The organism is Rhodococcus sp. 11-3 (assembly GCF_023704055.1).
Lineage (GTDB): Bacteria > Actinomycetota > Actinomycetes > Mycobacteriales > Mycobacteriaceae > Rhodococcus > Rhodococcus aetherivorans.
On sequence record NZ_CP080406.1, the window covers coordinates 61221 to 88132 of the forward strand.

Consider the following 26912-nt stretch of genomic DNA (forward strand, 5'->3'; position numbering starts at 1 on the left):
CGGTGGGCGCGCCCGTCCCGTTTCGTCCGTTCGGGACGGTTCGCGCGTTATGGTCGTGCGCATGGGTCACCGGATCACGAGACGATCACTTGCGGCAGGAATGCTCGGGGCCGGAACCCTGGCGGCGCTGGCGGCCGCTCCCGCCGCCGCGCAGGCCCCCGGCGAGTGCGTGCGCAACGTCGGCGGCGCCGTCACCGTGAACGGCACGCCGCAGGCGCCGCCGGTGGTCGGGTACGACGGCCTGCGCCTCCTCGGAGTCGATGGGGGAGCGGGGAACTCGTGCATCACGAACGTGGGTCCGGGCGGCGTGTCGGTGACCGTCCCGCCGCGCCCGGCCGCCGGTGCGGCCGGTGAATCCTCCGGCGCGCCCGTCGAGATGCGCGTGGACGGCGGTAACGGCAACGTCGCGGTCACCAACCTCGGCGTCGGCACGGTCACCGTCGACCGCGACCGCACTCTCGCCGGGCCGTCGCCGTCCCCGGAGCGGCCGGCGGCGTCCCCGCTCGCGGGCCTCACCCCCGAACTCACGCTCGACGCCGGCACCGACGGCGTCTACGTGACGAACATCGGCGCCGGCAACGTGACGATCGCGGACCACGATCCGACCGTCGGACCGCTGCCGGCGGAGCTGCTGCCTCCCGGTGTCGTGGTCACGGATCCGTTGACCGGCAACGTCTTCGTCACCAACATCGGCGGCTCGGCGGTGACCGTCGTGGACCGTCCTGGGCAGCTGCAGCGCGTGGTGGACCGCGGCACGGTGGGGACGGCGGTCGACTACGGGGCGGGGAACGTGTTCGTCACCAACATCGGCGGAGGAGTGGTGACCGTCCTGCGCGAGTAAAGATGCTCTCCCATCCCGTTCATCTTTGTGTCATATTTCTTAGGCATCATTTCGTGACGGAGTCGAGATCGGCAGGAGACCTCAGGGGGCCGTGGTGGGGTTGAGAAGTGCGTTGACGCTGGTGGCGGTCGCCGCGGCGACCGTGGTGGGGTCGGTTGCGACGGCGCCCGCGGTCCAGGCCGACCCGGCCGGATGCCCGAAGCTACAGGTCGTCGCCGTGCCCGGCACGTGGGAAACCTCGAATACTCCCGATCCTCAGCGGGGCAACGGCATGCTCGCCGCGGTCACCTCCGGCCTTCCCGCCGGCACCCGGGTGGACTACGTCCGGTACGCCGCGACGGCGTTCCCGTGGGAGGGTGAAGTCTACGGTGCCTCGCGGCAGGAGGCCGTCGACAACGCCCGCGGCATCGTCGCCGCCACCGCGGCCGCGTGCCCCGGCGCCCGGTTCGCCCTCGTCGGCTACAGCCAGGGCGCCGACGCGGCCGGCGATCTCGCCGCCGAGATCGGCACGGGCTTCGGCGTGGTCCCGCCGCATCGGCTCGCCGCGGTCGGCCTGCTCTCCGACCCGCGCCGTTCCGAGGCGGACATCCTGGTCGGCCCGCCCGTCGCGGGCAACGGCGCCGGCGGGCCCCGCATCGGCGGGTTCGGGTTCGTCAGCGGCGATGTCCGCACCTTCTGCGCCGTGGGTGACCTGTACTGCTCGACGCCCAAGGACGATTTCGTCACCCGCGCCGCCGGATTCCTCGCGATGGCCTCCGGCGGCGACCCGTCCGCCGTCGACCGGTACCGCGCCGAGGCCGACGCCATCTACCTGGACCTGATGAACGCGGGCGGTCTGCCCATCCTGCAGTCCCAGCTCACCGAGCAGGCCAACGACGAACGCGAGATCAAGCTCCGGCAGTTCTACGAGTCGCAGATCCACCAGGACTACTCCAACTACGCGGTCGACGTGAGCGGCACCTCGGCGACGACGTGGCTGCGGAACTGGCTGGCTTCCAAGGTCTGACGCCGGCCGGTCCGCGAGCCGCGTCGTGCGCGCACGGTGATGCCGCGCGACGGGCAGGGCGGCGCCTGGAGAGCCGCTACAGCGGGCGATCGGATCCTCGATCCCGGTGTTCGTCGGCCGGCGCCTTCAGCAGCCGGTCCAGTTCGTTCCCGGCCTCGTCGTACCCGGCGTCGGAGATCCGTTGCAGCTCGCGCAGGTCGCCGGCCGCGGCCGCGCGCCGAGTGAGCAGGAACCCGGCGCGCACGGATCCCTCGTCCAACAGTTCGTTCAGCTCCCCGAGGTCACCGGCTGCGTCGGCGAGGTCGGCCAGCCGGTCCAGAGCGGTCTCGCTGCCCGCATCGGCCAGTTCGCGCAGGGTCTCCCGATCGAAGTTCGTGTTCGCCATGACTCCATCGTGCAACCCTGCCCCAGGGGAAAGGTCAAGTGGGACGATGGCCGGGTGATCACCATCGGGCAGCTGGCCGGGTACGTGGGTGTGTCGATCAAGACCGTCCGCGTCTATCACGACAAGGGGCTGCTCCCCGAGCCGAACCGCGATGCGTCCGGCTACCGGCGGTACGGCGCGAACGACGCCATCGACCTGATCAAGATCCGGACGCTCGCCGAAGCCGGCGTCCCTCTGGCCCGTATCCGTGATCTGAGATCAGCGACCGACGAGGAGTTCCAGCAGGCGCTGCGCGAGATCGACGACGAGCTCACCGCCCGCATCCGTGGCCTGCGGGCAACGTAAGGGCGCCTGCGCCAGCTCGCCGCCGGGCATCTGACACCGCTGCCCCCCGAGGTCGATACCCATCTGGAGCGCCTGGATCGTTGGGGCTTCACGCCTCGATGGGTGGAGCTGCAACGCGACCTGTGGATCCTCGTGTTCGCCACCCACCCGGACCGCGCGATCGCACTGTTTCACGACCAAGCCGAGATCCTGGCCGACCCGGCGCTGCGGCAACTCTTCCTCGACTACGACCACGCGCACGACCTCGACGCCGACGATCCCCGCATCGACGACCTCGCCCGCCGGATCACCGGGGCGACCCGGGAACGCTACGGCAGGGACGAACTACCGGAGCTGGATGAAGCCTCCGATATCGCCGCACTCATCCAGGGCGCGGTCAACGCCTCGTCCCCGGCATGGCAGCGACTCGACACGCTCATCCGCACAGAACTGGACCCGTGACTCGACGTTGCGGACAACGGTGAATCCGTCGGCGCTCGCCGCGCAACGACAGGGCAAACGTCGCAGGATGCGGTGCTCGTGGAAAGTGCTGCTGCACAAGCTGATCTGCGTTCTCGCTGGTTCCCCTGTGCCAGGGCGGGTGTGGCTCGCAGGAGTAGACGGGTATGCCGGTGTCGGCGGTGAATTCGTGGTGACGGGCGGAGATGTCCGACAGATCGCTATAGGCTCGCACCGGGCTTTCCGAAAACCAGTGGTACGTCTCCAGCTACGAGAGGACCATGATGGGCTACATCGCCGTCGGCACCGAGAATTCCACCCCGATCGAGCTCTACTACGAGGACCACGGTTCCGGGCAACCGGTGGTACTCATCCACGGCTATCCGCTGAGCGGCACGTCGTGGGAGAAGCAGACCGCCGCATTGCTCGAGGCCGGCTACCGCGTCATCACCTACGACCGTCGGGGCTTCGGACGCTCGAGCAAGCCGACGATCGGCTACGACTACGACACCTTCGCCGCGGACCTCCACACCGTCCTGTCCACCCTCGATCTGCGGGACGTGGTTCTCGTCGGTTTCTCCATGGGCACCGGTGAGGTCGGCCGCTATCTGGGGACTCACGGCTCGCAGCGGGTGGCGAAGGCGGCCTTCCTCGGCTCCCTCGAACCGTTCCTGCTGCGCACCGACGACAATCCGACCGGTGTACCCCGGGAGGTCTTCGACGGACTGCGGGCCGCGGTCGAGGCGGATCGGTACGCCTTCTTCACGGACTTCTTCCGGAACTTCTTCAACACCGACGACTACCTCGGCACCCGGCTGAGCGAGGAGGCTCTGCGAGCCAGCTGGCAGGTGGCCGCGGGGGCCTCACCGTACGCGTCGGTCGCCGCCCAGCCCACCTGGCTCACCGACTTCCGCGAGGACATCCCGAAGATCGACGTGCCGGCACTGATCGTCCACGGCACCGCCGACAACATCCTGCCCATCGACGCCACCGCTCGGGAGTTCGCCAAGCGCCTGCCCGCCGCCGACTACGTGGAGATCGAAGGCGCCCCGCACGGGCTGCTGTGGACGCACGGCGAAGAGGTCAACGCGGCCCTGCTCGAGTTCCTCGCCAAGTAGAACGCCGTGCGGGGCTGCGCCGGCCGGTGCAGCCCCGCACGGCGCTCATCGGTCCGGCTCGAAGCGTGCGCCGAATCGCATCGCCGGCGGGGCGAGCCGGCTGATCCACTGCCGGGCCTTCGCTTCCGGCATCACGGTGACCAGGGCTCGGTTGTGCCGCACCGCGGCGACGATCGCCTCACCGACCTTCTGCGGTGGGTAGCTTCGGGTGCGATACAGCGCCGTGACCCGCTCGCGGAGCTTGCGCTGCTCCCGGACGCCGAGTCCCACCATCTCGGCGCTGGGAACCAGGTTGGTGCCCACCAGCCCCGGACAGATCGCGCTCACGCCGATCCCGTGGCCCATCAGTTCCGCCCGCAGGCAGTCCGTGAACATCAGTACCGCGGCCTTGCTCGTCGAGTAGGCGACGAGGCTTTTCTGTGGGGTGAACGCGGCCGCCGACGCGACGTTCACGATGTGCCCGCCGGTGCCGCGCTCGAGCATCTGGTCCCCGAACGCCCGGCACCCGTACACCACACCCCAGAAGTTGACGTCCATGACGTGCTCGAACGTCTCCTGCGGTGTGCCGGTGAAGGTGCCGATCACGGCGATGCCGGCGTTGTTGACGAGCACGTCCGGCACGCCGTGCTGGGAGCGGACCGTCGCGGCGAACCGCCGCACCTGCTCCTCGTCGGCGACGTCGAGTTCGTACGCGTGCGCGCCACCGCCGTACACCGCTCGGGAGCCGCCGGCCTGGGGGTCGGGCGTGTTGAGCATCTCGGCGGTCTCGCGGGCGGTGTCGAGGTTGCGGTCGGCGACCACGACGATCGCCCCCACGTCGGAGAAGGCCCGGGCCGTCGCACGGCCGATGCCGCTGCCCGCCCCGGTGACCACGGCGAGCGTCCCGGTCAGGTCGTGCAGGCGCTGATGTACCACTGTCCCTGCGCGCCATCGGCGCATCTCCGCGATCCGCGATCCCATGGGTTACATCTTCCTCGCCCGGGCCGCTCGTGCACGGCAAGCGCGCGCGGTACCGTCGAGAGATGACGGAACTGCGCGTGGTGGCGACCATTCCGGCGAAGCCCGGGTCGGAGGATGCGGTGCGCGGCGCGCTGGTGGCGCTGGCCGCCGCGAGTCGCGACGAGGACGGCTGCGTCTCGTACGAGTTGTTCGAATCCGCCTCGGCGCCCGGCACGTTCGTCACGGTCGAGGTCTGGACGGGTCAGGAGGCGTTCGATGCGCACATGACCTCCCGGCACATCACGTCCGCCTTGGCGACCGTGGGGGAGCATCTCGCGGCCGCCCCGGTGATCCATCCGCTCACGGTCGTGGCCTAGCGGCTCGACCGGTCCGATCTCACCCGTTCTCGACGTCGGTGGACGGGCCCTCCTCGGTGGCGCCGCCTTCCCCGGACCACTCGGCGGGGTCGGACAGGACGTCGTCGTCGGCGCCCGGGGCTCCGCTGTCGGTGTCGGCGGTTGCCGGGTCACCGTCGCCGTCGGGTCTGGTCATGTCGCCTCCTGTGGCAATCGTGTCGGGCCGGGCCGTTCGGGCCCCGGCCCGTATGCGTTCGGTGTACCCGTTCGGCACGCGAGTACGCCTGCCGGTGCCGCACCGGAACGCGGCCGATGCGGCACCGGGCCGGTTCGCGGCCGGGGTCCTACAGCGAGTGCTTGCCCTCCGGAGCAGGCGGGACGATCGGCGCGCCCGCGGCGGGGGAAGTGACGGCGGGCCCACCCCCGGCGGCGCCGGGCGCCGTGTTGCCGCCACCCGGGAGGTGGGCCTTCTCGGCGGCCTTCTTCGCCAGGTCGCCGGCCTTCTCCTGCACCTGCGGTGCCTTCTCCTGCACGGTCGCCCTCGCTTCGGTGACCTTCTGCTGCACGGCAGGCTTGTTCCACAGTTGCGCGGACTGATCCCGCATCTTCTCGTAGGTGTCGCGCCCGGCTCTGGTACCCAGCACGAAGCCCACGGCGGCGCCGGCGGCGAAGGTCAGAACTCTCATCATGGCAATCTCCTGCTCGTCGAATCTCGGTCGTGAGGCCCGGCATCGTCGACGCCGGCCAGCGGTCGCCCCCGACGGATACTCACCGCCCGGTCGGCTGCGCCCTCGCGGAGCCTGCGTCGTCGCGGCTCCGCCCACCTCGTACCGATACCCGGATCCCGTCCGCTTCACACCGGTTGCGACGAACTACCGGCATCCGTCCGGATTCAGACGCGGAGCATGTCGCGCACATGCCCGGTCTCGTTGACCGATGCGGCCCGCCGGGCGCCGTTACGGGAGACGAGGATGCGGGTCACCGACGTGTACTCGATGGGGAACATCAGCGGCCGGTCGAGCCCGAGCAGATCCTGGAGCAGAACGTTGATGACGCCCCCGTGGGCGAACACGGCGACGGTGTCCCCGTGGTCGCAGGTGTCGACGATGTGCTGCGTGGCGGCGAGAACGCGGGTGCGGAATTCCTCCGCATCCACGAAATCGGGCAGCTGACCGGCGCGGATGCGCGCCACGGCATCCGGCGCGAGTTCCTGCGCGACGTGGAACGGGATGTAGTGGTCGAGGTGGTAGTCGTACTCCGCCAGGCCCTCGAGCTGCGTGATCGGTAGTCCCCGGATCTCGGCGAGCGGCGCCGCGGTCTCGAGGGCGCGGCGCTGCGGACTGCTGAACAGCCGCGCGATGCGGTAGGGCTCGAGCGCGGTGGGCAGCCGCGCGGCCTGTGCGTGGCCCTCGTCGGTCAGCGACGGGTCGGCGCGTCCCTCGCTGACCCGCGCGAGCTCGGGTAGGGCGTGGCGAATAAGGAGAAGCTGCACGTCACCACGATCCCACGGCGACCGAACGCGCGCTCGGTCGACCCGGTGTTTCACGTGAAACCGGGGCCTCAGCGTCGAGCGCGCGGCTTGGCGAGGGGGAATGCGAGGGACTCGCGGATGCTGCCGCCGGTGACCAGCATGACGATCCGGTCCACGCCCATGCCGAGGCCGCCCGTGGGCGGCATGGCGTGCTCGAGTGCCTGCAGGAAGTCCTCGTCGAGCTCCATGGCCTCCTCGTCGCCGCCCGCGGCGAGCAGCGACTGCTCGGTGAGCCGGGCACGCTGATCGATCGGGTCGGTCAGCTCGCTGTAGGCCGTCCCCAGCTCGATACCCCACGCGACGAGGTCCCATTTGGCGGCGACGAGCGATTTCGTCGGGTGCGGGCGCGTGAGCGGGGAGACCGATGTGGGGAAGTCGGTGTAGAAGGTGGGGAACTCGGTGCGGGATTCGACGAGATGCTCGTACATCTCCTGCGCCGTCGCGCCGGCGTCCCACTCGGGGTTGTACGGGATCTCGTGCTCGTCGCACAGCCGGCGCAACTCCTCGACGGGGGTCTGCGCGTCGATCTCGGTGCCGAGTGCCTCCGAGACCGCCCCGTGGAACGTCTTCACCGGCCACTCGCCGGAGATGTCGATCTCGACGGGCCGCCCGTCGGGGCCGGGCCGGACGATCACCTCGCGTCCGTGGGCCGCGACGGCCGCGGCCTGGATCAACTCGCGCGCCAGCACCCGCATGACCTCGTAGTTCGCGTGTGCCTCGTAGGCCTCGAGGATCGTGAACTCCGGGTTGTGCTTGAAATCCGCGCCCTCGTTGCGGAACACCCGGCCGATCTCGAAGACCCGTTCCATACCCGCCACGCACAGGCGCTTGAGGTACAGCTCGGGTGCGATCCGCAGGTACAGGTCCAGGTCGTAGGCGTTGATGTGGGTGGTGAACGGTGCGGCGTTGGCGCCGCCGTGCACGGGCTGCAGGATCGGTGTCTCCACCTCGAGGTAGCCGCGGGCCTGCAGCTGCTCGCGCAGCGACCGCACCACCGCGCTGCGGGCCGTGAGCAACCGGCGCGCGGTGCGGTTGATCGCGAGGTCCACGTACCGTTGGCGTACCCGCGCCTCGGGATCGGTCAGGCCCCGCCACTTGTCGGGCAGCGGGTGCAGGCACTTGCCGTCCAGCCGCCAGTCCTCCGCAAGCACCGAGAGCTCGCCGCTGCGGCTGCGGCCCGTCACCCCGCTCACCTCGACGAGGTCGCCGAGGTCGAACACGAAGCGGCGGCCGCCGACGCGGCCGCGGTCGACGAGGATCTGCACGTCACCCGACCAGTCCCGCAGCACCGCGAACAGCACGCCGCCGAAGTCCCGGAGCCGCAGGATGCGGCCGGCGATCCGCACCGCGGTGCCCTCGGGTGCGGCGACGGCCGTCGCGGCGGTGTGCGACGGGGGGTTCGCCACCGGGTACGGGTCCACGCCCGACTCCACGAGCCGCTCGAGCTTCGTCATCCGCACCCGCACCTGCTCCGGCCGCCGGGGACCGGTGCGCGACTCCGGCGCCGGCTCGACGTCGGGGGCGGCACCGTCGTCGTGCAGGGTTCCGGACTCGACGAGCGCCGGGGGAGCGGACGTCTGCGTCCCGGTGTGGCGGCGGGCGCTTCGTTCCCGGCCGAAGCTGGGCAGCGTGAGGAAGCCTTCGGCGATCGCCGACGCGATCCCGACCCGGGGCAGCACCCTGTTGTCCGCGAAGCACAGGAACCGCGGCGCCCACTCGGGCTGGTACTTCACGTTCGACCGGTACAGCGCCTCGAGCTGCCACCAGCGGGAGAAGAACACGAGCACCGAACGCCACAGCCGCAGCACCGGACCGGCGCCGATCCGTGCGCCCTCCTCGAACACCGAGCGGAACACCGCGAAGTTCAACGAGATCCGCGTGATCCCGAACTCGCCGCCGTGGGCGGCGAGCTCCGACACCATCATCTCCACGACACCGTTGGGCGCCTGCGGGTTCCGGCGCATCAGATCGAGCGACACGCCGTCGGCCCCCCACGGCACCAGCGACAGGATCGCCACCACCTCGTCGTGGGACATCGCCTCCACGAGCAGGCAGTTCCCGTCGAGCGGGTCGCCGAGACGCCCGAGGGCCATCGAGAATCCGCGCTCGGTCTCGGTGTCCCGCCATTCGTCCGCGCACCGCATCGCCAGTGTCATCTCCGCCTCGGGGACGTCCCGATGCCGGCGGATGCGCACCGTCACCCCCTGCTTGTGGGCACGCGAGACGGCCTGGCGCACGGGCCGCATCTCCCGGCCGGAGAGCGAGAATCCGGCGGTGTGGAGGATGGCCTCGTCGCCGAGTTGCAGTACCGACAGACCGGCCCGGCGGTAGGCGGTGGCGCCGGCCTCGCTCGCACCCATCACGGCCGGCGCCCAGCCGTAACCCCGAGCGAGCGCGAGCCACTCGTCGATCGCGTGCGGCCACGCCTCCGGATTGCCGACGGGGTCACCGCTGGCGAGGCACACCCCGACCTCCACGCGGTAGGTCACCGCGGCCTTACCGCTGGGCGCGAAGACGACCGCCTTGTCGCGGCGGGTCGCGAAGTAGCCCAGCGAATCGTCGCCGCCACGCTCGAGCAGGCCCCGGATCGCGGATTCGTCGCTCCCGGTCAGTGCGTTGGTCGCCCGTTGCGACCGGAACAGCACGATCACCGCCGCGATCAGCGCCAGCGCCCCCAGCAGGCCGAGCAGGGTGTTGACGAATCCGTGTGGGCGCCCGCTGAACTGGTCGTTGTCGAGCAGGGACAGGGCGGTCACCCGGTTGACCGCCCACAGCAACCGCTCGTCGGACGGCAGGGTGCCGGGGAACAGTTCCACGAGCCCCCACCCGATCAGGGTGCCGACGGCGAGCCCGGCGACGAGGACGCCCAGCGATTTCCACACCGCCCCGCGACGAACCCGCGTGTAGAACTCCGGATACGCCGCGAGCAGGAGCCCGACCGCCGCGACCTGCAGCACCAGACCGATCGCCGCGTCGATGCTGCGGTCCGACACCGCCACGAATCCGTTGTAGATCGCGAATCCGGCCAGGTACACCGTGAGGATCCACCACGCGATCCGCTTGCGGCTCGCCAGTGCCGCCGCGAGCAGGCCGAGCACCAGCGCGTACGACAGGCTGGTGTCGGGCGCGTCGAACAGGTACGTGTCCACGTATTCCCGTGGCGTATGGACGAAGTAGCGCAGGGTGGGGGAGATCGACCACAGCGCCACCGCGACGGCGAAGATCCCGAGGGTCAGGCCCACCACGTGGGGGACCGAGTTCAGGCGGCCGCGGGGCCGGGCAGGCAGGTGGGGGTGCGCCGCAGGTGCCGCAGCAACGTCCGCTGACATGCGTCGACGGTAGCGCCGCCCGGGACGTCGTGCTGCTCGGAACCGGGATTTGGTTACGAATCCGTCGTGCCGGACGTCCGGCGGCGCTGCTCGGACCGCCCCGCTTCGTCCCGCGCGAGTGGCTTCACGGTTCGAAGCGGTATCCCATTCCCGGTTCGGTGAGCAGGTGGCGAGGGTGCGCAGGATCGGGTTCGAGTTTGCGGCGCAGCTGCGTGAGATACACCCGCAGGTAATGGGTCTGGGTCGTGTAGGACGGCCCCCACACCTCTTCGAGCAGTTCCCGTTGGCCGACGAGCTTGCCGCGGTTGCGCACCAGCATCTCGAGCATCCCCCACTCGGTGGGGGTCAGGTGCACCGGTGCACCGTCGCGGGTGACCTTCTTCGCGACGAGGTCGACGGTGAAGTCGTCGGCGTCGATCGTCGGTTCGGTCGTGTCCGAGGTGGTGCCGGCCCGGCGGACCGCGGCGCGGATGCGGGCGAGGAACTCCTCCATCCCGAACGGCTTCGTGACGTAGTCGTCGGCTCCGGTATCGAGGGCGGCCACCTTGTCGAGGGCGTCGGTGCGTGCCGAGAGGACGATGACGGGGGCCGTGCACCAGCCGCGCAGCCCGGCGAGCACTTCGATCCCGTCGAGGTCGGGCAGGCCCAGGTCGAGGACGATCACATCGGGATGCTGCTGGGCGGCGGCACGGAGGGCGGAGTGTCCGTCGCCGGCGGTGATCACCTCGTACCCGCGTGCGGCGAGGTTGATGCGCAACGCACGCAGGATCTGTGGTTCGTCGTCGACGACGAGGATGCGGGTCATCGCGGCACCCTGGCCGGCGCGGCGGCGAGCTCGACCACCATGGTGGTCCCGCCACCGGGTGTCTCGGTGGCGGTGACGGTCCCGCCCATCGCTTCGGCGAATCCGCGGGCGACGGTCAACCCGAGCCCCGCCCCGCGGCTGCTGCGGTGGTCCCCGGCGCGGGGAAAGGCGGCGAAGACGTTGCCGGTGTCGCCGGGTGCGAGTCCGGGACCGCAGTCCGCGATGGTGACGGTGGTGCGGTCACCGGAGGTGCCGGCGCCGACGCGGATCGGACCGGTGGGTGCGTAGCGCAGGGCATTGTCGAGAAGATTGGCCAGGACCCGTTCGAGCAGCCCGCTGTCCGCAGCGACCACGGTGTCGTCGACGTCGACCTCGATGCGTTCGCGAACGTTGCGGGCGGTGTCCGAACCGCCGCTCGAAAGCGTGACCATGGCCCGGTGCACCACCTCGTCGAGGTAGACCGGCTGCAGGACGGGCGTGATCACCCCGGCCGCGAGCCGGGAGGAGTCGAGTAGATTCGACACCAGGCCGGTGAGCTGGTCGGTGGATTCCTCGATGGTCGCGAGCAGCTCCGCGGTGTCCTCGGGGGAGAACTCGACATCGGTGCTGCGCAGGCTCGACACCGCGGCCTTGACGGCAGCGAGCGGGGTGCGCAGGTCGTGGCTCACCGCCGACAGCAACAGCCGCCGCAGGCGGTCGGTCTCGGCCAGGGCCGACGCCTGGGCGGCCTCGGCGGCGAGTTCCTGCTGCCGGACCAGTCCGGCGGCCTGTCCGGCCACCGCGGTGAGGATCCGGCGGTCGCGGGCGCGCAGCTGCGGACCACCGAGCAGGAGGGCGTACGCGCTGTCGTCGACCTCGCAGACGGTGTCGGCGGCCTGCATCGACGTCGGTGGCGCCGACCCGGCCGTCCCCAGGACCTGTGCCGGCTCCCGGTCGGTGCGGACGAGGCTGACGCCGTGCTGGGCGTAGGTTTCCCGGACCTTCTCGAGCAGCCGGGGCAGGTCCGCACCCCGCAGGACCGCGCCGGCGAACAGCGCGAGCAGTTCGGCCTCCTGGGACGCGAGCCGGGCCTCGCGGGCCCGGGCCGCGGCGGCATCGACCAGTGCGGCGACCGCCACGGCGACGACGAGCAGCACCACGGTGGTGACGAAATTGGCCGGCTCGGCGATGGTGAAGCTGTAGCGCGGCTCGGTGAAGAAGAAGTTCAACAGCAGGGCCGACAGCAGGGCCGCGACGATGGCCGGACCGATTCCGCCGAACAGCGCGACGGCGAGCACGACGACGAAATACAGCGTGTGCTGGCCCTCGAAGCCCGTGAAGTGGTCGATCAGCGCCATCACGCCGGTGGCGACGACGGGGATGACGAACGCCGCGATCCAGGACTGCAGTCGCCGCTCGTGGCGGCCCAGCAACGCCATCCTCGGCCCACGGGCGGTGTGCTCGTGGGTCACCATGTGCACGTCGATCTTGCCGGAGTCGCGGACGACCGCCGCCCCGATGCCCTCGTCGAGGATGCGTGCCCACCGCGGGCGCCGGGACGTGCCGAGCACCAGCTGGGTGGCGTTCACCTCCCGCGCGAAGTCGAGCAGCGTGGTGGGCACGTCGTCGCCGACGACGCTGTGCAGGCTTGCCCCCAGGCTCGCCGCCAGAGTCCGGACCTTCCCCATCTGCGGCGCCGAGACGCCGGTGAGCCCGTCGCCGCGGACGACGTGCACGACCATCAGTTCCGCACTCGCCTTGGCGGCGATGCGGCTGGCCCGGCGCACCAACGTCTCCGATTCGGGCCCACCGGTGACGGCGACGACGACCCGCTCGCGGGCCTCCCAGGTGTCGGTGATGGCGTGTTCGCCGCGGTACTTGGCGAGCGCGAGGTCGACCTGGTCGGCGAGCCAGAGCAGGGCGATCTCGCGCAGGGCGGTCAGGTTGCCCTCCCGAAAGTAGTTGCGCAGCGCGGCATCGACCTTCTCGGGCGCATACACGTTCCCGTGCGCCAGGCGCCGCTGCAGGGCCTGCGGGGTGATGTCCACCAGCTCCACCTGGTCGGCGCGGCGCACGACGTCGTCGGGGACGGTCTCGCGCTGCACCACGCCGGTGATCTGTTCGACCACGTCGTTGAGGGACTCGAGATGCTGAATGTTCACCGTCGACAGCACGTCGATTCCCGCGTCGAGCAGTTCCTCGACGTCCTGCCACCGTTTCGCGTGGCGGCTGCCGGGAACGTTGGTGTGGGCGAGCTCGTCGACCAGGGCGACGGCCGGCCGGCGGGCCAGCACGGCATCGAGGTCCAGTTCCTCGAACACCGCGTCCCGGTAGCCGATCCGTCGGGGCGGGACGGTCTCCAGGCCGGCCAGTTGTTCGGCGGTGCGGGCACGACCGTGCGTGTTCACGATCGCCACCACCACGTCACCGCCCCGGGCGATCCGCCGATGGGCCTCGCCCAGCATGGCGAACGTCTTGCCCGCGCCGGGGGCGGCACCGAGGTAGATCCGCAGCCGCCCCCGGCGCGACGCCTCGGGGGCGGCGGTGCGTGCAGTACCGGTCACGACGCCATCATCCACCCGAGGGGACCCCGTCGCAGTCGGGTGCGGTCAGTCCCAGCGCCACGTTCAGCTCGGGCACGTTCACTCGTTCGGCGCCGAGGAACCCGAGTTGCCGGCCCTCGGTGTGCGCGGCGACCAGCTCCCGGACCCGCTGCTCGGGGATGCCGGTGACCCGCGCCACCCGCGGCACCTGCACCGCGGCGTAGGCCGGGGAGATGTGGGGATCGACGCCGGAGCCGGACCCGGTGACCGCATCGACCGGAATCTCCTGCGGCGGCACCTGCTCGCGCGTGGCGATCACGGCACGCCGTTCGTCGACGAAGGCGGCCAGCACCTCGCTGCTCGGGCCCTGGTTGGACGGCAGCGCGGCGGCCGGGTCGCCCGGCGCAAAGGCGTCTGCGTCGGCGACCGAGCCGACGACCCGAGTGTGGAAGAACGGATCGGGCTCGCCGGGCGCGACCTGCGGGTCGACGCCGATCAGCCGGCTGCCGACGACGCAACCGTTCGTGTCGGTCAGTGGCGAGCCCTCGGCGCTCGCCGAACCGAGCCGTCCCACCGCCCACACCGCCGCCGGATAGGCCACTCCGACGATCACGGTCAGTGCGACCAGCATCAGCAGGCCGGCTCGCGCCTGCCGCATCAACCCTGCGAAGAAGTTACCGAATCCCATCAGTGTCACCCGATTCCCAGACGCACCACGAGGTCGATCAGCCAGATCCCGACGAACGGGGTGATCACCCCGCCGAGGCCGTAGACGAGCAGATTCCGCCCCAGCAGCGACGACGCGTTCGCCGGCCGGTACCGCACACCCTTCAGGGCCAGCGGTATCAGCGCCACGATCACGAGGGCATTGAAGATCACCGCCGACAGGATCGCGCTCTGCGGGGTGGCCAGTCCCATGATGTTCAGCCCCGCCAGTTGTGGGTAGATCCCGCTGAACAACGCGGGCAGGATCGCGAAGTACTTCGCGAGATCGTTCGCCAGCGAGAAGGTGGTCAGTGCCCCGCGCGTGATGAGCAGCTGCTTGCCGATCTCGACCACCTCGATCAGCTTCGTCGGATCGGAGTCGAGGTCGACCATGTTCCCCGCCTCCTTGGCCGCGGAGGTGCCGGTGTTCATCGCCACCCCCACGTCGGCCTGGGCGAGGGCGGGCGCGTCGTTGGTACCGTCACCTGTCATCGCGACCAGCCGTCCGCCCTGCTGTTCCGAGCGGATCAGCGCCAGCTTGTCCTCGGGGGTCGCCTCGGCCAGGAAGTCGTCGACCCCCGCCTCGGCTGCGATCGCCTTCGCGGTGAGGGGGTTGTCCCCGGTGATCATCACCGTGCGGATGCCCATCGCCCGCAGCTGGGCGAATCGCTGTGCCATGCCGGGCTTGACGACATCGGACAGCTCGACGACGCCGACCACCGATGCGCCGCGATCGTCGGATCGGGCCACCACGAGCGGTGTTCCGCCGCCGCGGGCGATGTCGTCGACGACGGTGCTCACCGCCTCGGGGATCCGTCCGCCCTGCTCGGCCACCCAGCGGGTCACCGCGTCGGCGGCGCCCTTCCGGATGCGGACCGGGATGCCGGCGTCTCCGGCGGTGTCGAGGCCGCTCATCCGGGTGTGCGCGGTGAATGCGACGAACTCGGCGGAGCGCTCGGCGCCCGACGGGCTCGGATCGAGGTGGAACCGCTCGGCGCACAACTCGACGATGCTGCGCCCCTCGGGGGTTTCGTCGGACAGGCTCGACAGCCTTGCCGCAGAAGCCATTTCGAGATCCGTGACGCCGGGAGCGGGGTGCAGTGCGGTGGCGCGCCGGTTGCCGTAGGTGATGGTGCCGGTCTTGTCCAACAGCAGGGTGTCGATGTCCCCGGCCGCCTCGACGGCACGACCGGACATGGCCAGCACGTTACGCTGCACCAGCCGGTCCATCCCGGCGATGCCGATCGCGGAGAGCAGGGCACCGATCGTGGTGGGAATCAGGCACACCAGCAGCGCGATCAGCTCGACCGGTCCCTGCTCGGCGCCGGCGTACGCACTCATCGGACCGATCGCGACGACCGCGAGCAGGAACACGATCGTCAACGCCGCGAGAAGGATGTTCAGGGCGATCTCGTTGGGGGTCTTCTGCCGGGCGGCCCCCTCGACGAGAGCGATCATCCGGTCCACGAAGGTCTGCCCGGGTGGTGCGGTGATCCGCACGACGATGCGGTCGGAGAGCACGGTGGTGCCGCCGGTGACGGCGCATCGGTCGCCACCCGACTCGCGGATCACCGGCGCCGATTCTCCGGTGATCGCCGACTCGTCGACCGTGGCGATGCCCTCGATCACGTCGCCGTCACCGGGGATCGTCTGACCGGTCTCCACCACGACGAGATCGCCCATGCGCAGCTCGGTGGCCGATACGGATTCCTCGGCGGCCGGACCGGTGAGGCGACGGGCTGTCGTGTCCTGCTTGACCTTTCGCAGGCTCGCCGCCTGCGCCTTGCCGCGCCCCTCGGCGACCGACTCGGCGAGGTTGGCGAACAGCACGGTGAACCACAGCCACGCCGCGATCGACCACGCGAACAGCGTGGGTTCGACCATCGCCGCGACGGTGGCGACCGCCGATCCGACCAGCACGACGAACATCACCGGATTCCGCGCCACATGCCGGGGATCGAGCTTGCGGATCGCTCCCGGCAGGGCCTCTGCCAGCTGACGGGGGCTGAACACGCCCCCGCCGACACGATGCGGGTGGGAGGTGATGGTCTCCCGGTGGGAATGAAGGTCGATGGTCACCGAAGTATCTCCGTGATCTCCGCCGCGGGGCGGGAGGACGAGCCGTGGTCGCGGCGCCGGCGTCAATGCAGTGCTTCCGCGACGGGGCCCAGAGCGAGGGCCGGGAAGAAGGTGAGAGCCGCAACGAGGACGGCCGTTCCGGTGAGCAGCCCGGCGAAGGCCGCACCGGTGGTGGGCAGCGTGCCCGCACCGGCCGGGGTGCGACGCTGCGCGGCCAGCGATCCGGCCAGGGCCAGGACGAACACGATCGGCAGGAACCGCCCGAGCAGCATGCACATGCCCAGCGAGGACTGGAACCAGTCGCTGGTCACGGTCAGCCCTCCGAACGCGCTGCCGTTGTTGTTCGACGCCGAGGCATAGGCGTAGAGCACCTCGGTGAACCCGTGGATCGCGCCCGGAGTGCCCGGATCCCCAGAGTTGCCGAGATACCCGGTGGTGGTGGACAGGATCACGGTGATCGCGGTGCCGGTCAGCACCAGCGCCGGCATCACCAGCACCGCCAGCGCGGCAAGGGTGATCTCGCGCCTGCGCAGCTTCTTGCCGAGGAACTCGGGCGTGCGCCCCACGAGCAGGCCCCCGACGAACACGGCGATCACCGCGAGCACCAGCATGCTGTACAGGCCGGTGCCGACTCCGCCCGGCGCGATCTCGCCGAGCAGGATGTTCAGCAGGACGGCCCCACCGCCGAGCGGGGACATGCTGTCGTGCGCCGAGTTCACCGCACCGGTGCTCGTGCCGGTGGTCGACACCGCGAACAGCACCGAACCGGGGATCCCGAACCGGACTTCCTTGCCCTCCATCATCGCGCCGGCGGCGTTCGCCGCCACGCCCCGCGTGCCGGATTCGGCGGCCAGCGCCACCGCCAGGACGGTGCCGTAGAGCAACGCCATCACGCCGAGGACGGTCAGGCCCTGCCGTCGGTTGCCGATCATCGTGCCGAACGTGCGCGTCAGCGTCACCGGGATCAGCAGGATCGCGAGGATCTCGACGATATTGGTGACGGGGGTGGGGTTCTCGAACGGGTGGGCCGAGTTCGCGGCGAGGATGCCGCCGCCGTTGGTGCCCAGTTCCTTGATCGCCTCCTGTGAGGCGACCGGCGCCAGCGCGGTGGTGACCGCGTTGCCGTCCAGTCCGGTGGCGGAGAAGCCGCTGCGGTACGACTGGATCACGCCCTGGGACAACAGAATCAACGCGATCACGAACGCCAGCGGCAAGAGAATCCGCAGGGTCCCGCGCACCAGGTCCACCCAGAAGTTGCCGATCTCGCCGCCGCGCCCGACGCGTACCAGGCCGCGGATCAGGGCGATCGCGACCGCCATGCCGACCGCCGCCGAGACGAAGTTCTGCACCGCGAGGCCGGCGGACTGGGTGAGTGGGCTCATCGTCGTCTCGGGCACGTAGGACTGCCAGTTGGTGTTGGTGACGAACGAGACCGCGGTGTTGAATGCCACCGCCGGACTCACTCCACCCAGGTCCCGGCCGAGCGGCAGGACACCCTGCAGTCGCTGCACCGTGTACAGCAAGAGCACGCTCGCGAGCGAGAAACCGAGCACACTCGCGGCGTATCCGTACCAGGTCTGTTCTGCGCGCGGATCGATCCGGCACAGCCGGTACATCAGGGACTCGATCCGCAGGTCCTTCCACCTCAGGTCGGTGTCGGTCGTGTACACCCTCGCCATGTAGTCGCCGAGTGGAACGTATGCCAACGCCAGGACTGCAACGACCAGGCCGATCTGCAGTCCCGCGGCAACAGCTGGAGTCATCGGATCGTCAGAACCTCTCCGGATCGAGCAGCGCGATCAGCAGGTACACCACCAGTGCCGTCGTGAGCACGACGAGCGCGACGCTCGCCACCCCTGCCCAGGTCATCGGCTCTCACCTCGCACATGCAGCGCGCGCAGGACCAGAGCGCATACCAGGAACCCTGCCAGGATCAGCACCACGTACGCGGTGTCGGCCATGTCGTCTTCCCTTGTCGTAGACACGAATCAGGCGCCGATCGGCGCCCCGCACCACACTGTCGCACCGCGCCCGTCCGTGGACCGCGATCCATACGGAATCTTGACGCCCGCGGCCGATGTCCTGACGAATTCTTTACACCCCGGGTCCGGCGTCCCTGCGGCGCAGCGCCCGCGGGCCCCGACGCCGGAACGGCTCGGGGCCGCCGGCATCACCGCAGCGCCACGTCGACCAGGCGCGCACGCACGTCGGCCACCTCGTCGAGCGGGGGGGTGTCCCTATGGTTCCTGTCAAGCCGCTGAGGGGAGTGGTGCCCGGTAGAGTTCCCTGTTTTTCAGCATGGCGTAGAGAACGTCGCAGCGGCGTCGGGCGAGGCAGATCAGGGCCGCGTTGTGCTTTTTCTTCTCGGCACGCTTTTTGTCGTAGTAGGCGCGACTGGTGGGGTCGTGGAGGGCGGAGAATGCGGACAGGAACAGCGCGCGTTTGAGCTTTTTGTTGCCGGAGCGGGCCGGGTGCTCGCCACGGATCGAGGAGCCCGATTTACGGGTGACCGGTGCGATGCCGGCGTAGGCCGCCAGATGGGCGGCGGAGGCGAAGGCGGAGCCGTCACCGACCTCGATCAAGACCCGGGCTGCTGTCCTGAAACCGATGCCGGGCATCGAGGTCAGGACCCGGGAAAGAGGGTGTTCATCGAGCGCCCTCTCCACGTCCTCGGCAACCATTTTCCGTTGCTGGAGAGTCTCTTTCAGGGTGTCGGCGAGTTTGGGGAGGATGGTCTCCGCGGCCTGGGTGCCGGGCACGACCACGGTCTGCTCGTCGAGGGCGGCAAGGATCTCACCGACAAGTCGGGTGCCCATGCGGGGTGCGTGCTTGACCGCGATCGCGGTGAGTTTGCGCTTGCCGACCTTGCGGATTCCGGCCGGCCCGCCGCAGCGGGAGAGGATCTCGAGGACCGCCGGGTGTGCCACCCGGGGGCCGAGGACCCGCTCGAGGGCGGGGTGGATGGAAGTGAGCAGACCGCGGATCCGGTTGCTGACCCGGGTGGCCTCGCCGGCGAGATCGTCGTCGAACCCGACGAGGACCTCGAGCTCGGCGAGGGCCTCGACGCCGGTGTCGACCCGGCGCAGGGTGTGCGGCATGGTGCGGGCGGTATCGGCGATGATGAAGGCGTCGCGGGCGTCTGTTTTCGCCTGTCCGGGGTACAGGTCGGCGATGCGGCGCATCGCCAGTCCGGGCAGGTAGCCGACCTCGTGGTCGCAGGCGCGGGCCACGGTGACCGGCAGGGCGCCGATCGTATTGGGTTGGTCGACGACCACCAGCACCGATCCGTGGCTGGCCAGGCGGTCGAAGACCGCCCGCAGCTTCGCTTCGTCGTTCGGCAACGCCTTGTCGTAGACCTTCTTTCCGGCGGCAGTCAGTCCGACGGCGTGGTGCTCACCTTTGCCGACGTCGATGCCGCAGTACACCGCATAGTTCGAGTCCATTCCCGGGTCGTCCCTTGTGTCTCGGTCGGCCGGTCGCCGATCCGGCATCGACGCCCGACACCCACGTTACAAAGAGACCTACCCTACTTCGGTTGGCCGTGTCCCTATCAGCGGTCCGTCGACGCCACCACACCCGGCGACACCACCCCCCGGATCATGCGAGAGACAGGGGCAAGGAGTCATACCGGGTCTGGCGACCGGAGTCCTTCTGCGAAGGACCGTAAATAACGTAACGGGGGGGAGCTGCTCACGGTCGTACGAGTAGCGGGTGCGCAGGTGCCCGAGCAGCCGGCGCCGATCGGTGTGCAGGTGCGCCCGGGCGCCCACCCAGCAGATCAACACGTTCGTGCGGACACCGCACCGCTGCACCGGCCGCGGCTACCGCGACCGAATCGCGGAGTGCTGCTTCGAACATGTTGTCGCAGCCGGTGATCTGAACCTGCTGCTCTACGACGTGACTACCTTGTACTTCGAGGCCGAGAAGGAATACGACCTGTTCAGGCTCCTCGCCGCCTCAGTTCCATGCGGTACGAGTACCGACGTGGATTGAAATGAGAGGATGTGAACTCGACGAACTTGCCGTCCGCGTCGTAATAAAGACGCTCGATCAGCAGTATGGCGTCTCCAGCTTGACATCCGATCAGCTCAGCCTCGTGCTCGGGGGCGTTCATGGCGGTGATCTCCTGGCGCGCGCCCATGATCGGCTTGGTGAGGAGTTTTTCGGCCGCCCCGATCACGGTTCCTTCGCCGACCGACGGGACCCCGTCCGCGGCCAGTTTCGCACCGAGTTCGGGTTCGACGTAGTGACGTGTCAGGACGAAGGGGAGTCCCTCATAGGAACGTCGAACGGTGGCCTTGCTGACCTCGATGTACGGCAATTCCAATCGGGCCGCGATGGAGGGCTCGACGACGACGGTGAATGGTTCGATCACCTCGGTGTTCGTATCGGGCCAGACGATAATTTCGTCGAGGGAGCCGATCGAGCGGACATAGCGGCCCCGGGTGTCCTGTTGACGCCCGCTCACATAGGTTCCGCTGCCTTGGACGCGGTAGATCAACCCGTCCGAGAGCAGTATCTGGAGCGCCTCACGCACCGTGTGGCGGCTGACGTTGTGGACCGACTGCAACACGCTTTCGGTGGGCATTTTCCGTCCCACCGAGTAGACACCTGCCTCGATGTCGGCCCGCAACTTCTCGGCCAACTCTCGGTACGCTGGGACACCACGCTCCGCGGGAGCGGCCTTCTTCGTCACCACGGGCTCCTCCTTCTCCTTGATGCGATCGGCAGGGTGTCATCCACCACACTAGCGCTCGTACGGATGAATCTTCAACGTGGGAGACTCGGTAACGGGAATTGACTGCAACAACAGCATATTCGTGGCGTCAGATTGCATACTACTTCTGCTACCTCGCAAATTGATACTGATGAATCGAGTGTGGAGGTGTGACCGTCTGCGATCACACCTCCACACTCGGTCCTTCCGGCGCCGGAGTTGGGCGACCGATGGACGTCTGTCACCGCAGCACGACGGACCCGATACGGATGTGGGCCCTGTCGCGGTGGTGCTGGTGTCCCCGCCATCTATGTCGGCGGGCGCCTCAGGCCGTGGTCGGTTCCACCTCAGCAAGCAGTTCGTCGTTGTGGGCGCCGAGCTGGGGCGCCGAGTCGGTGCGTGGCTCCTCGTAGGTGTCGGTCAGGAACGGTGTCCGGATCATCCTTCGGCGACCGGCATACGGATCGTCGATCTCGAGGAACATGCGACGCGCGTCAAGGTGAGGGCACCGGTAGAGCTCGTCCACGGTCTGGGTTTCCCCGGCGGGAAGCCCATGGGCGGCGAAACGTTCGACGATCTCGCGGCGGGTGCGCGACCGTGTCCACCGTTCGACTTCGGGGCGGATCACCGATGCAAAGTTCTCGGCCCGGTGAACGACGGTGTCCAACAGTGGATGGTCGAGCAGGTCGGTCCGCTCGATTGCCACACACAGCCGCCGCCACATTTCGTGGGTGGGCAGAATCAGTGCAACATAACCATCCTCGGCCTCGAGGGCACCGAGTGGAGAGTAGCGATCCACCCCGCGCACTCGATGCTCGCCCGTGAAATCCCACAGCATCAGTTCGCGTTCGAGCAGGGACGCCACGGAGTCGTACATGCTCTGATCGACGAACGCGCCCACACCGGTATTCTGACGTCCCTGTAGAGCGGCGAGCACGCTGACGGTGGCGTGGACCGCGGTGAAGACGTCCGCGAAACCGGTCACCGTCGGCAGCGGCGGGCCCCCGGGTTCTCCGGTCACCGACATCAATCCGCCGACTGCCTGGATGGCGGTGTCGAAGGCCGGCCGTTCGGCAAATTCACCTCGATGCGTCCGCAACCGTCCGTAGCCGCTGATGGCGCAGTAGATCAGGCGTGGATTGGCCTCCTTGAGCGCTTCGTATCCGACTCCCATACGGTCGACGGCACCGGGACGGAGGTTTTCCACGACTACGTCCGCGGTCGCCGCAAGGGTCCGGTATCGGGCTCGGTCGCCTTCTGTGCTCAAGTCCAGCGTGACGGACTTCTTGTTGCGGTTGTAGCTCAGGAACCCGCCGCTCATAGATCCGGTCTCGGTCTGCTCGAGCGGATCGTAGATTCTGCGCGGATCGCCGCCGTCGGGCTTCTCGATCTTGATGACCTCCGCGCCCAGGTCGGCCAGCATCATCGCACAGTAGGGGGCGGCGATGTACTGGCCCATCTCGAGCACCCGAATGCCGTCGAGGGGCCTCACGTCAGATTCCTTCGGTTGCGTGCGGGACGAGCATCGGCTTGATGTCCTCCTGTGCCCGCATCCGCGTCAGTGCCTCGGTCGCCTGGTCGAGCCGGTACCGGTTCGGGACCAGTGCGCCGAAGTCGTACTTACCATGTGTGTTCTTCATGAAGTCGAGAGCCTTGCGATATTCGGCGATGTGCCCGGACCAGGTTCCCATGATGGTCAGCTGCTGTCGGGTGATGAAGCCGGGCCGGACCGGGACTTCCTTGCCTGGACCGTCGATCTGGCCGGTGACCATGTAGCGGCCGCCTTCCTTGATCATTCCCAGACCTTCTGGGAACGCGGTGCGTGCGCCGGAGAACTCGAAGACGACTTCGGCGCCGTGCCCGCCGAGCAATTCGCGGACCGCGGCGACCCGGTCTTCGGGTTCGGGATGTTCGGCGACAGAGACGAGGTCGGTTGCCCCGTACTGCTTGGCAATGGCAAGGCGGGTATCGGGAGCGCCGACGGTGATGATTCGTCCGGCGCCGAGATGATCGGCGAGGGCGGTAGCGAACAGGCCGAGCGGGCCCGCTCCCTGGATAACGACGGTTTCCCAGGGATTCATCTTGCCGATGCGTTCGAAAGAGTGCACAACTGTGCGCAGTGCGCAGCTGGCCGCCGATGCCCAAGAGGTTTCCACCTCGTCCGGCACGCGCACTCGTCCCGAATTGGGGAAGACATAGGCGTACTCGGCGAAGCCGCCGACCAGGTACGGGGGACGCTCGCAGTTGGTGAACATGTAGTACTGCCGGTTGGTGCACAGGGTGGGCTGGTTGTCGAACCGGCAGTGGTCACATTGGTTGCATGAAGCGTGGGTGAAGCAGATGCGATCGCCGATTTCGAGCGGTGTCCCGAAGGTGTCTCGCTCGGCGCCGTCACCGAATGCGATCACCCGCCCGACCATTTCGTGTCCGGGAATGACGGGTAGGTCCAGCGCCTGGCTGCCGCCGAGGGAGCCGTCCCATAGGTGCAGGTCCGAGCCGCACACCGTCGCTGCTTCGATACGGACCAGGAGTGCGCCCGGTTCCAGGGTCTGGGGTACCGGAATTTCGCGGATCTCGAGCGGCTCACTGTGCTTGGTGAGCACCGCCGCCTGGCTGGTCTTGGGGATGTCGAATGTGGTGGTCATCAGTTTCTGCTCCTGTTGGTTCAGCCGAGCTTGAACGGGTCACGGCTTTCACCGGTGAGTTCGACCCAGATGGATTTGGTCTGCAGATACGCGTCGAGGCCTTCGATGCCGTTTTCGCGGCCGATTCCGCTCTGCCCGAAGCCGCCGTACGGGACGTTGTTGGCGAGCACACGGTAGGAGTTGATCCAAATCGTGCCGGCATTGAGCCGGTGCGCCACGCGGTGCGCGCGTTGGACGTCCTTCGTCCACACCGCCGCGGCGAGTCCGTAGGTCGTGTCGTTGCCGAGTTGGACCGCCTCTTCTTCCGAGGTGAAGGTGATGACCGACAGCACGGGTCCGAAGATTTCTTCCCGTGCCACGCGCATCGAATTGTCGACGCCGCTGAGGATGGTGGGCTGGAAGAAGTACCCGTCGGCCAGTTCGGTGTCCTGCGGACGCTCTCCGCCGCACACCACTGTGGCTCCTTCGTCGACTCCGAGGTCGACGTAGTAGCGGACCTTCTCGAGTTGCTCGGCGAAGGCGATGGGGCCCATCTCGGTTTCGATGTCGAGCGGATCCCCCATCTTGATCTGGGGTGCGCGTCGTGCGAGTCGCTCGACGACGGTATCGCGGATCGATTCGTGGACCAGCAAACGGCTTCCGGCGATGCAGGTCTGGCCGGTGGCGGCGAAGATTCCTGCCATCACCCCGTTGACGGCCGCATCGATGTCGGCGTCGGGGAAGATGATGTTGGGGGACTTGCCGCCGAGTTCGAGGGTGACCTCTGCGATGTGGTCGGCGGCGCTCTTCATGACCGCGATTCCGGTGGCAGTGGAGCCGGTGAAGGTGACTTTGTCCACGCCGGGTTCGGCGGTCAGTGCGGCTCCTGTGTTCCCCGCGCCGGTGACGACGTTGAACACTCCGGGCGGGAAACCGGCTTCATCGACGAGCTTGGCGAATTCGAGGGTCGACGTCGGCGTCTGCTCTGCGGGCTTGGCGACAAATGTGCAGCCGGCGGCCAAGGCGGGCGCGAGCTTGCTCGCCAGCAGGAACAGAGGGCTGTTCCAGGGAAGGATCGCGGCGACCACGCCGACTGGCTCGCGGCGAGTGTAGGTGAAGAAGTTCGTCTGGGGCGCGGAGATGGTGTCACCGAAGATCTTGTCGGCAGCGCCGGCGAAGAACTCGTAGGTCGCCGGCAATCCGGCCATCTGGCCGCGCGTCTCGCGGATGACCTTGCCGTTGTCGGTGGTCTCGATACGCGCGAGCTCGTCTGCGTGGGGCTCGATCAGCGCCGCCAGTCTACGGATCAGGGCGCCTCGCTGCGCCGCGGACATCGATCCCCACGGCCCGGACAGCGCGCGTCGCGCGGCCGCGACAGCATTCTTGACATCTTCCGGTCCGGCGAGTGGGGCAGTGGCCCAGGCCCGCCCGTTGTAGGGGTTGACGGTCTCGAAAATCTCACCGGAGATGGCGTCGACCCATTCGCCGTCGATGTACATCTTTCGGTGTTGGAGTTCGCTGTTTCGCCGTTCGGCGATGGCGACGTTCTCGGTCATAGTGCTCTTTCTCGTTTCTCGGCCGGATCGAGTGCCCGGCACTGTTGAATTGGGAGCGTCGGTTTCGGGTTTCGATGTACCCCGCATGTCGAGGGGGACGACTGGAAAAGAGCTGTCCTCACGTTCTGACGGAGATGCCCGCCAAAGTCGCACGGATCAACGGGTCGATGGACGGCGCGTCGGGCAACGTGGCCACGCTGTCGATCAAGGTTTCCAGTTCCTTTGTGGACAGCGGAATTTCGTCTGCGAGGCGTTCGGCATTGCGTACGACGCCGTCGGTGTCCCACGACAGCATCGCATCGGAGTCCTCGATGGCGTCTTGGACCGCGGTCCCGTCGACCAAGCCCACAGTGGCGTGTGCGGTTTTCGCCGGGCGTGCCGACTCGGCGACGAGGTCGATCTTGCCGATGAGGTCGAGCACCTGCGGATCGGTGAAGTGTTGCAACAGGCCGTAGGTGATGTCGCCGTGGACGAGCCCGGTTGCGAAGGCGAATCTGGCGCTCATCAGTGTCTGTGAGGTACTGGTGAAGGGCCCGCGCGAGGGCATGCCCGGATAGGTTGCCTCGCGTTCGTTCATCTGCAGCCGGATCGATGCGACCTCGTCGGCGTGGAGACCGGACTCGCGCAGCCGCACCGCGAGCATGGCCGGCGCCTGATTGAACGCACACACCGGGTAGGGCTTGAAGGTTACTTCGAGCATGTTCCAGGACCGCCCGAGGTCGCGGGCGATCATTTCCGCTGCCTCACGCGATCGCGAGAAGCAGTCGAGGAATCCCGCTTCGGCTTCGAAAGCGGCCCGCGAGCCCGCAACTCCGGCTTCGGCAAGTTGCGCTGCCATCAGTCCACTCGTCGCCGCAATTCCCGACTGGAAATGCCATTCGTCAGTTCCGGCACCGAACGATTCGGACGTGCCACCGGAGATCGATGCGGCGATCGCCAGCGCGGAGGTCGTGCGTTCGCCGCTCAGGCCGCGGATTCGTGCGACGGCGGCAGCGGCAGCTACCGGTCCGAACACCGCCGTGGCGCGAAAGGGCGGGGTGGTCAGGTCCGTGAGTGGCTTCGACAGCGCGATGCCCACCTCGTAACCCGCGACGACCGCTGCAAGCAGAGTCCGACCGTCGACAGCGCTGGCCTCTGCTGCCGCCAGAGCGGCGGGTACGACGCTTACGCCTGGATGGAACGTGCCATGTGTGTCCTCCTGCGCCCGGGCATGTAGATGCACTCCGTTGATGAAGGCCGCCGTCGAGGCCGGATGCCACTGGCCGGTCACCAGCGAGCGGGCGTATCCCCGGCGGTTCGGTGGCGAGCTCACTCCGGGGGTAACCTGCTCGGCCCGTCGCCCGAAGCCAGCGGCCGAGCCGGCCATCCCCACCGCCAAAGCGTGGATGAGGCACCCCTTCGCCCGCTCGACGACTGGTAGCGGAAGCGCATCGACCTCCAGATCTGCGGCGAAGGCGCCGAGTCGTTCGGCGATCGTGCTGCCAGCCATGCGCACATCCCTTCCGTGATTCGTGGACACGTCAGTTGCAGTTCCTGCCGGAGCTGCCCGCGGAAGCGGATCCGACCACCACCGTTTCACAATTTGTCCGTATGACTTGAGACACTATTGCGCAACG

24 protein-coding genes are annotated in these 26912 nt (G+C 68.6%); 6 read left to right on the forward strand and 18 right to left on the reverse strand.

What is annotated here, in order from left to right:
- Positions 1-61: 61 nt before the first annotated feature.
- Positions 62-841, forward strand: a complete 780-nt coding sequence (locus KZJ41_RS00280; protein ID WP_231385978.1) for a YncE family protein — start codon at positions 62-64, stop codon at positions 839-841.
- A 91-nt stretch (positions 842-932) separates the two neighbouring features.
- Entirely contained in the window at positions 933-1847 is a 915-nt protein-coding gene (locus tag KZJ41_RS00285) for a cutinase family protein (protein WP_006942159.1), read from the forward strand.
- Positions 1848-1923: 76 nt separating this feature from the next.
- Here KZJ41_RS00285 and KZJ41_RS00290 read toward each other — a convergent pair whose 3' ends face one another.
- Positions 1924-2232: a hypothetical protein gene (locus KZJ41_RS00290; protein ID WP_029546830.1), complete on the reverse strand. Its 309-nt coding sequence runs from the start codon at positions 2230-2232 to the stop codon at positions 1924-1926.
- Between the two features lie 54 nt (positions 2233-2286).
- On the opposite strand from KZJ41_RS00290, the gene KZJ41_RS00295 reads away from it, so the two are divergent.
- From KZJ41_RS00295 to KZJ41_RS00305, 3 genes are all read left to right on the forward strand, one after another.
- A complete protein-coding gene (locus KZJ41_RS00295) occupies positions 2287-2577 on the forward strand; it encodes a MerR family transcriptional regulator (protein WP_196813342.1) in 291 nt (96 codons plus the stop codon).
- A gap of 102 nt (positions 2578-2679) precedes the next feature.
- A complete protein-coding gene (locus KZJ41_RS00300; RefSeq protein WP_196813343.1) occupies positions 2680-3018 on the forward strand; it encodes a hypothetical protein in 339 nt (112 codons plus the stop codon).
- 281 nt (positions 3019-3299) lie between these two features.
- Positions 3300-4133, forward strand: coding sequence for an alpha/beta fold hydrolase (locus KZJ41_RS00305; protein ID WP_029546831.1), 834 nt, complete (start codon positions 3300-3302; stop codon positions 4131-4133).
- A gap of 45 nt (positions 4134-4178) precedes the next feature.
- Here the strand turns inward: KZJ41_RS00305 and KZJ41_RS00310 are convergent, their stop codons facing one another.
- Positions 4179-5093: an SDR family NAD(P)-dependent oxidoreductase gene (locus tag KZJ41_RS00310; RefSeq protein ID WP_006942155.1), complete on the reverse strand. Its 915-nt coding sequence runs from the start codon at positions 5091-5093 to the stop codon at positions 4179-4181.
- A gap of 62 nt (positions 5094-5155) precedes the next feature.
- On the opposite strand from KZJ41_RS00310, the gene KZJ41_RS00315 reads away from it, so the two are divergent.
- A complete protein-coding gene (locus KZJ41_RS00315) occupies positions 5156-5449 on the forward strand; it encodes a putative quinol monooxygenase (protein WP_006942149.1) in 294 nt (97 codons plus the stop codon).
- Between the two features lie 19 nt (positions 5450-5468).
- Here the strand turns inward: KZJ41_RS00315 and KZJ41_RS00320 are convergent, their stop codons facing one another.
- The 16 genes from KZJ41_RS00320 to KZJ41_RS00395 form a co-directional block, all read right to left on the reverse strand.
- Positions 5469-5624 carry a hypothetical protein gene (locus KZJ41_RS00320; RefSeq protein WP_006942148.1) on the reverse strand — a complete coding sequence of 52 codons (156 nt, stop codon included), beginning with the start codon at positions 5622-5624 and terminating at the stop codon, positions 5469-5471.
- Between the two features lie 148 nt (positions 5625-5772).
- The gene (locus KZJ41_RS00325; protein WP_029546834.1) at positions 5773-6117 is read right to left on the reverse strand and encodes a YtxH domain-containing protein; all 345 of its coding nucleotides are present in this window, start codon (positions 6115-6117) and stop codon (positions 5773-5775) included.
- Positions 6118-6320: 203 nt separating this feature from the next.
- Positions 6321-6920, reverse strand: coding sequence for a histidine phosphatase family protein (locus tag KZJ41_RS00330; protein ID WP_006942144.1), 600 nt, complete (start codon positions 6918-6920; stop codon positions 6321-6323).
- 68 nt (positions 6921-6988) lie between these two features.
- A complete protein-coding gene (gene lysX / locus KZJ41_RS00335; protein WP_168578838.1) occupies positions 6989-10288 on the reverse strand; it encodes a bifunctional lysylphosphatidylglycerol synthetase/lysine--tRNA ligase LysX in 3300 nt (1099 codons plus the stop codon).
- A gap of 124 nt (positions 10289-10412) precedes the next feature.
- Positions 10413-11093: a response regulator gene (locus tag KZJ41_RS00340; RefSeq protein WP_050034277.1), complete on the reverse strand. Its 681-nt coding sequence runs from the start codon at positions 11091-11093 to the stop codon at positions 10413-10415.
- Complete coding sequence (locus KZJ41_RS00345) at positions 11090-13636, reverse strand: sensor histidine kinase KdpD (protein WP_050034278.1); 2547 nt, start codon at positions 13634-13636, stop codon at positions 11090-11092. Before KZJ41_RS00345 ends, KZJ41_RS00340 begins: the two co-directional genes overlap by 4 nt.
- Before the next feature lie 7 nt (positions 13637-13643).
- Positions 13644-14303, reverse strand: coding sequence for a potassium-transporting ATPase subunit C (locus tag KZJ41_RS00350; protein WP_065923247.1), 660 nt, complete (start codon positions 14301-14303; stop codon positions 13644-13646).
- 5 nt (positions 14304-14308) lie between these two features.
- Complete coding sequence (kdpB, locus tag KZJ41_RS00355) at positions 14309-16399, reverse strand: potassium-transporting ATPase subunit KdpB (RefSeq protein ID WP_373566458.1); 2091 nt, start codon at positions 16397-16399, stop codon at positions 14309-14311.
- A 62-nt stretch (positions 16400-16461) separates the two neighbouring features.
- Positions 16462-18162, reverse strand: a complete 1701-nt coding sequence (kdpA, locus tag KZJ41_RS00360) for a potassium-transporting ATPase subunit KdpA (protein WP_006942128.1) — start codon at positions 18160-18162, stop codon at positions 16462-16464.
- Between the two features lie 7 nt (positions 18163-18169).
- Positions 18170-18268, reverse strand: a complete 99-nt coding sequence (kdpF, locus tag KZJ41_RS00365) for a K(+)-transporting ATPase subunit F (RefSeq protein WP_065923246.1) — start codon at positions 18266-18268, stop codon at positions 18170-18172.
- 380 nt (positions 18269-18648) lie between these two features.
- Positions 18649-19842 carry an IS110 family transposase gene (locus KZJ41_RS00370; RefSeq protein ID WP_006942124.1) on the reverse strand — a complete coding sequence of 398 codons (1194 nt, stop codon included), beginning with the start codon at positions 19840-19842 and terminating at the stop codon, positions 18649-18651.
- 497 nt (positions 19843-20339) lie between these two features.
- Positions 20340-21098, reverse strand: coding sequence for a GntR family transcriptional regulator (locus KZJ41_RS00375; RefSeq protein WP_006942123.1), 759 nt, complete (start codon positions 21096-21098; stop codon positions 20340-20342).
- A 343-nt stretch (positions 21099-21441) separates the two neighbouring features.
- Complete coding sequence (locus tag KZJ41_RS00380) at positions 21442-22608, reverse strand: CaiB/BaiF CoA-transferase family protein (protein ID WP_006942122.1); 1167 nt, start codon at positions 22606-22608, stop codon at positions 21442-21444.
- Position 22609: 1 nt separating this feature from the next.
- The gene (locus KZJ41_RS00385) at positions 22610-23761 is read right to left on the reverse strand and encodes a zinc-binding dehydrogenase (RefSeq protein WP_006942121.1); all 1152 of its coding nucleotides are present in this window, start codon (positions 23759-23761) and stop codon (positions 22610-22612) included.
- A 20-nt stretch (positions 23762-23781) separates the two neighbouring features.
- The gene (locus KZJ41_RS00390) at positions 23782-25296 is read right to left on the reverse strand and encodes an aldehyde dehydrogenase (protein ID WP_006942120.1); all 1515 of its coding nucleotides are present in this window, start codon (positions 25294-25296) and stop codon (positions 23782-23784) included.
- A gap of 118 nt (positions 25297-25414) precedes the next feature.
- Positions 25415-26785 carry an MmgE/PrpD family protein gene (locus tag KZJ41_RS00395; RefSeq protein ID WP_081637024.1) on the reverse strand — a complete coding sequence of 457 codons (1371 nt, stop codon included), beginning with the start codon at positions 26783-26785 and terminating at the stop codon, positions 25415-25417.
- Between the last annotated feature and the right edge of the window lie 127 nt (positions 26786-26912).

Excerpts from the sequence above, each read along its gene's own strand:
- KZJ41_RS00280 (WP_231385978.1), top strand. The coding sequence starts at position 62 with ATGGGTCACCGGATCACGAGACGATCACTTGCGGCAGGAATGCTCGGG.
- KZJ41_RS00290 (WP_029546830.1), bottom strand. The coding sequence starts at position 2,232 with ATGGCGAACACGAACTTCGATCGGGAGACCCTGCGCGAACTGGCCGAT.
- KZJ41_RS00305 (WP_029546831.1), top strand. The coding sequence starts at position 3,300 with ATGGGCTACATCGCCGTCGGCACCGAGAATTCCACCCCGATCGAGCTC.
- KZJ41_RS00310 (WP_006942155.1), bottom strand. The coding sequence starts at position 5,093 with ATGGGATCGCGGATCGCGGAGATGCGCCGATGGCGCGCAGGGACAGTG.
- KZJ41_RS00315 (WP_006942149.1), top strand. The coding sequence starts at position 5,156 with ATGACGGAACTGCGCGTGGTGGCGACCATTCCGGCGAAGCCCGGGTCG.
- KZJ41_RS00320 (WP_006942148.1), bottom strand. The coding sequence starts at position 5,624 with ATGACCAGACCCGACGGCGACGGTGACCCGGCAACCGCCGACACCGAC.
- KZJ41_RS00325 (WP_029546834.1), bottom strand. The coding sequence starts at position 6,117 with ATGATGAGAGTTCTGACCTTCGCCGCCGGCGCCGCCGTGGGCTTCGTG.
- lysX (WP_168578838.1), bottom strand. The coding sequence starts at position 10,288 with ATGTCAGCGGACGTTGCTGCGGCACCTGCGGCGCACCCCCACCTGCCT.
- KZJ41_RS00340 (WP_050034277.1), bottom strand. The coding sequence starts at position 11,093 with ATGACCCGCATCCTCGTCGTCGACGACGAACCACAGATCCTGCGTGCG.
- KZJ41_RS00350 (WP_065923247.1), bottom strand. The coding sequence starts at position 14,303 with ATGGGATTCGGTAACTTCTTCGCAGGGTTGATGCGGCAGGCGCGAGCC.
- kdpA (WP_006942128.1), bottom strand. The coding sequence starts at position 18,162 with ATGACTCCAGCTGTTGCCGCGGGACTGCAGATCGGCCTGGTCGTTGCA.
- kdpF (WP_065923246.1), bottom strand. The coding sequence starts at position 18,268 with ATGACCTGGGCAGGGGTGGCGAGCGTCGCGCTCGTCGTGCTCACGACG.
- KZJ41_RS00370 (WP_006942124.1), bottom strand. The coding sequence starts at position 19,842 with ATGGACTCGAACTATGCGGTGTACTGCGGCATCGACGTCGGCAAAGGT.
- KZJ41_RS00385 (WP_006942121.1), bottom strand. The coding sequence starts at position 23,761 with ATGACCACCACATTCGACATCCCCAAGACCAGCCAGGCGGCGGTGCTC.
- KZJ41_RS00390 (WP_006942120.1), bottom strand. The coding sequence starts at position 25,296 with ATGACCGAGAACGTCGCCATCGCCGAACGGCGAAACAGCGAACTCCAA.
- KZJ41_RS00395 (WP_081637024.1), bottom strand. The coding sequence starts at position 26,785 with ATGGCTGGCAGCACGATCGCCGAACGACTCGGCGCCTTCGCCGCAGAT.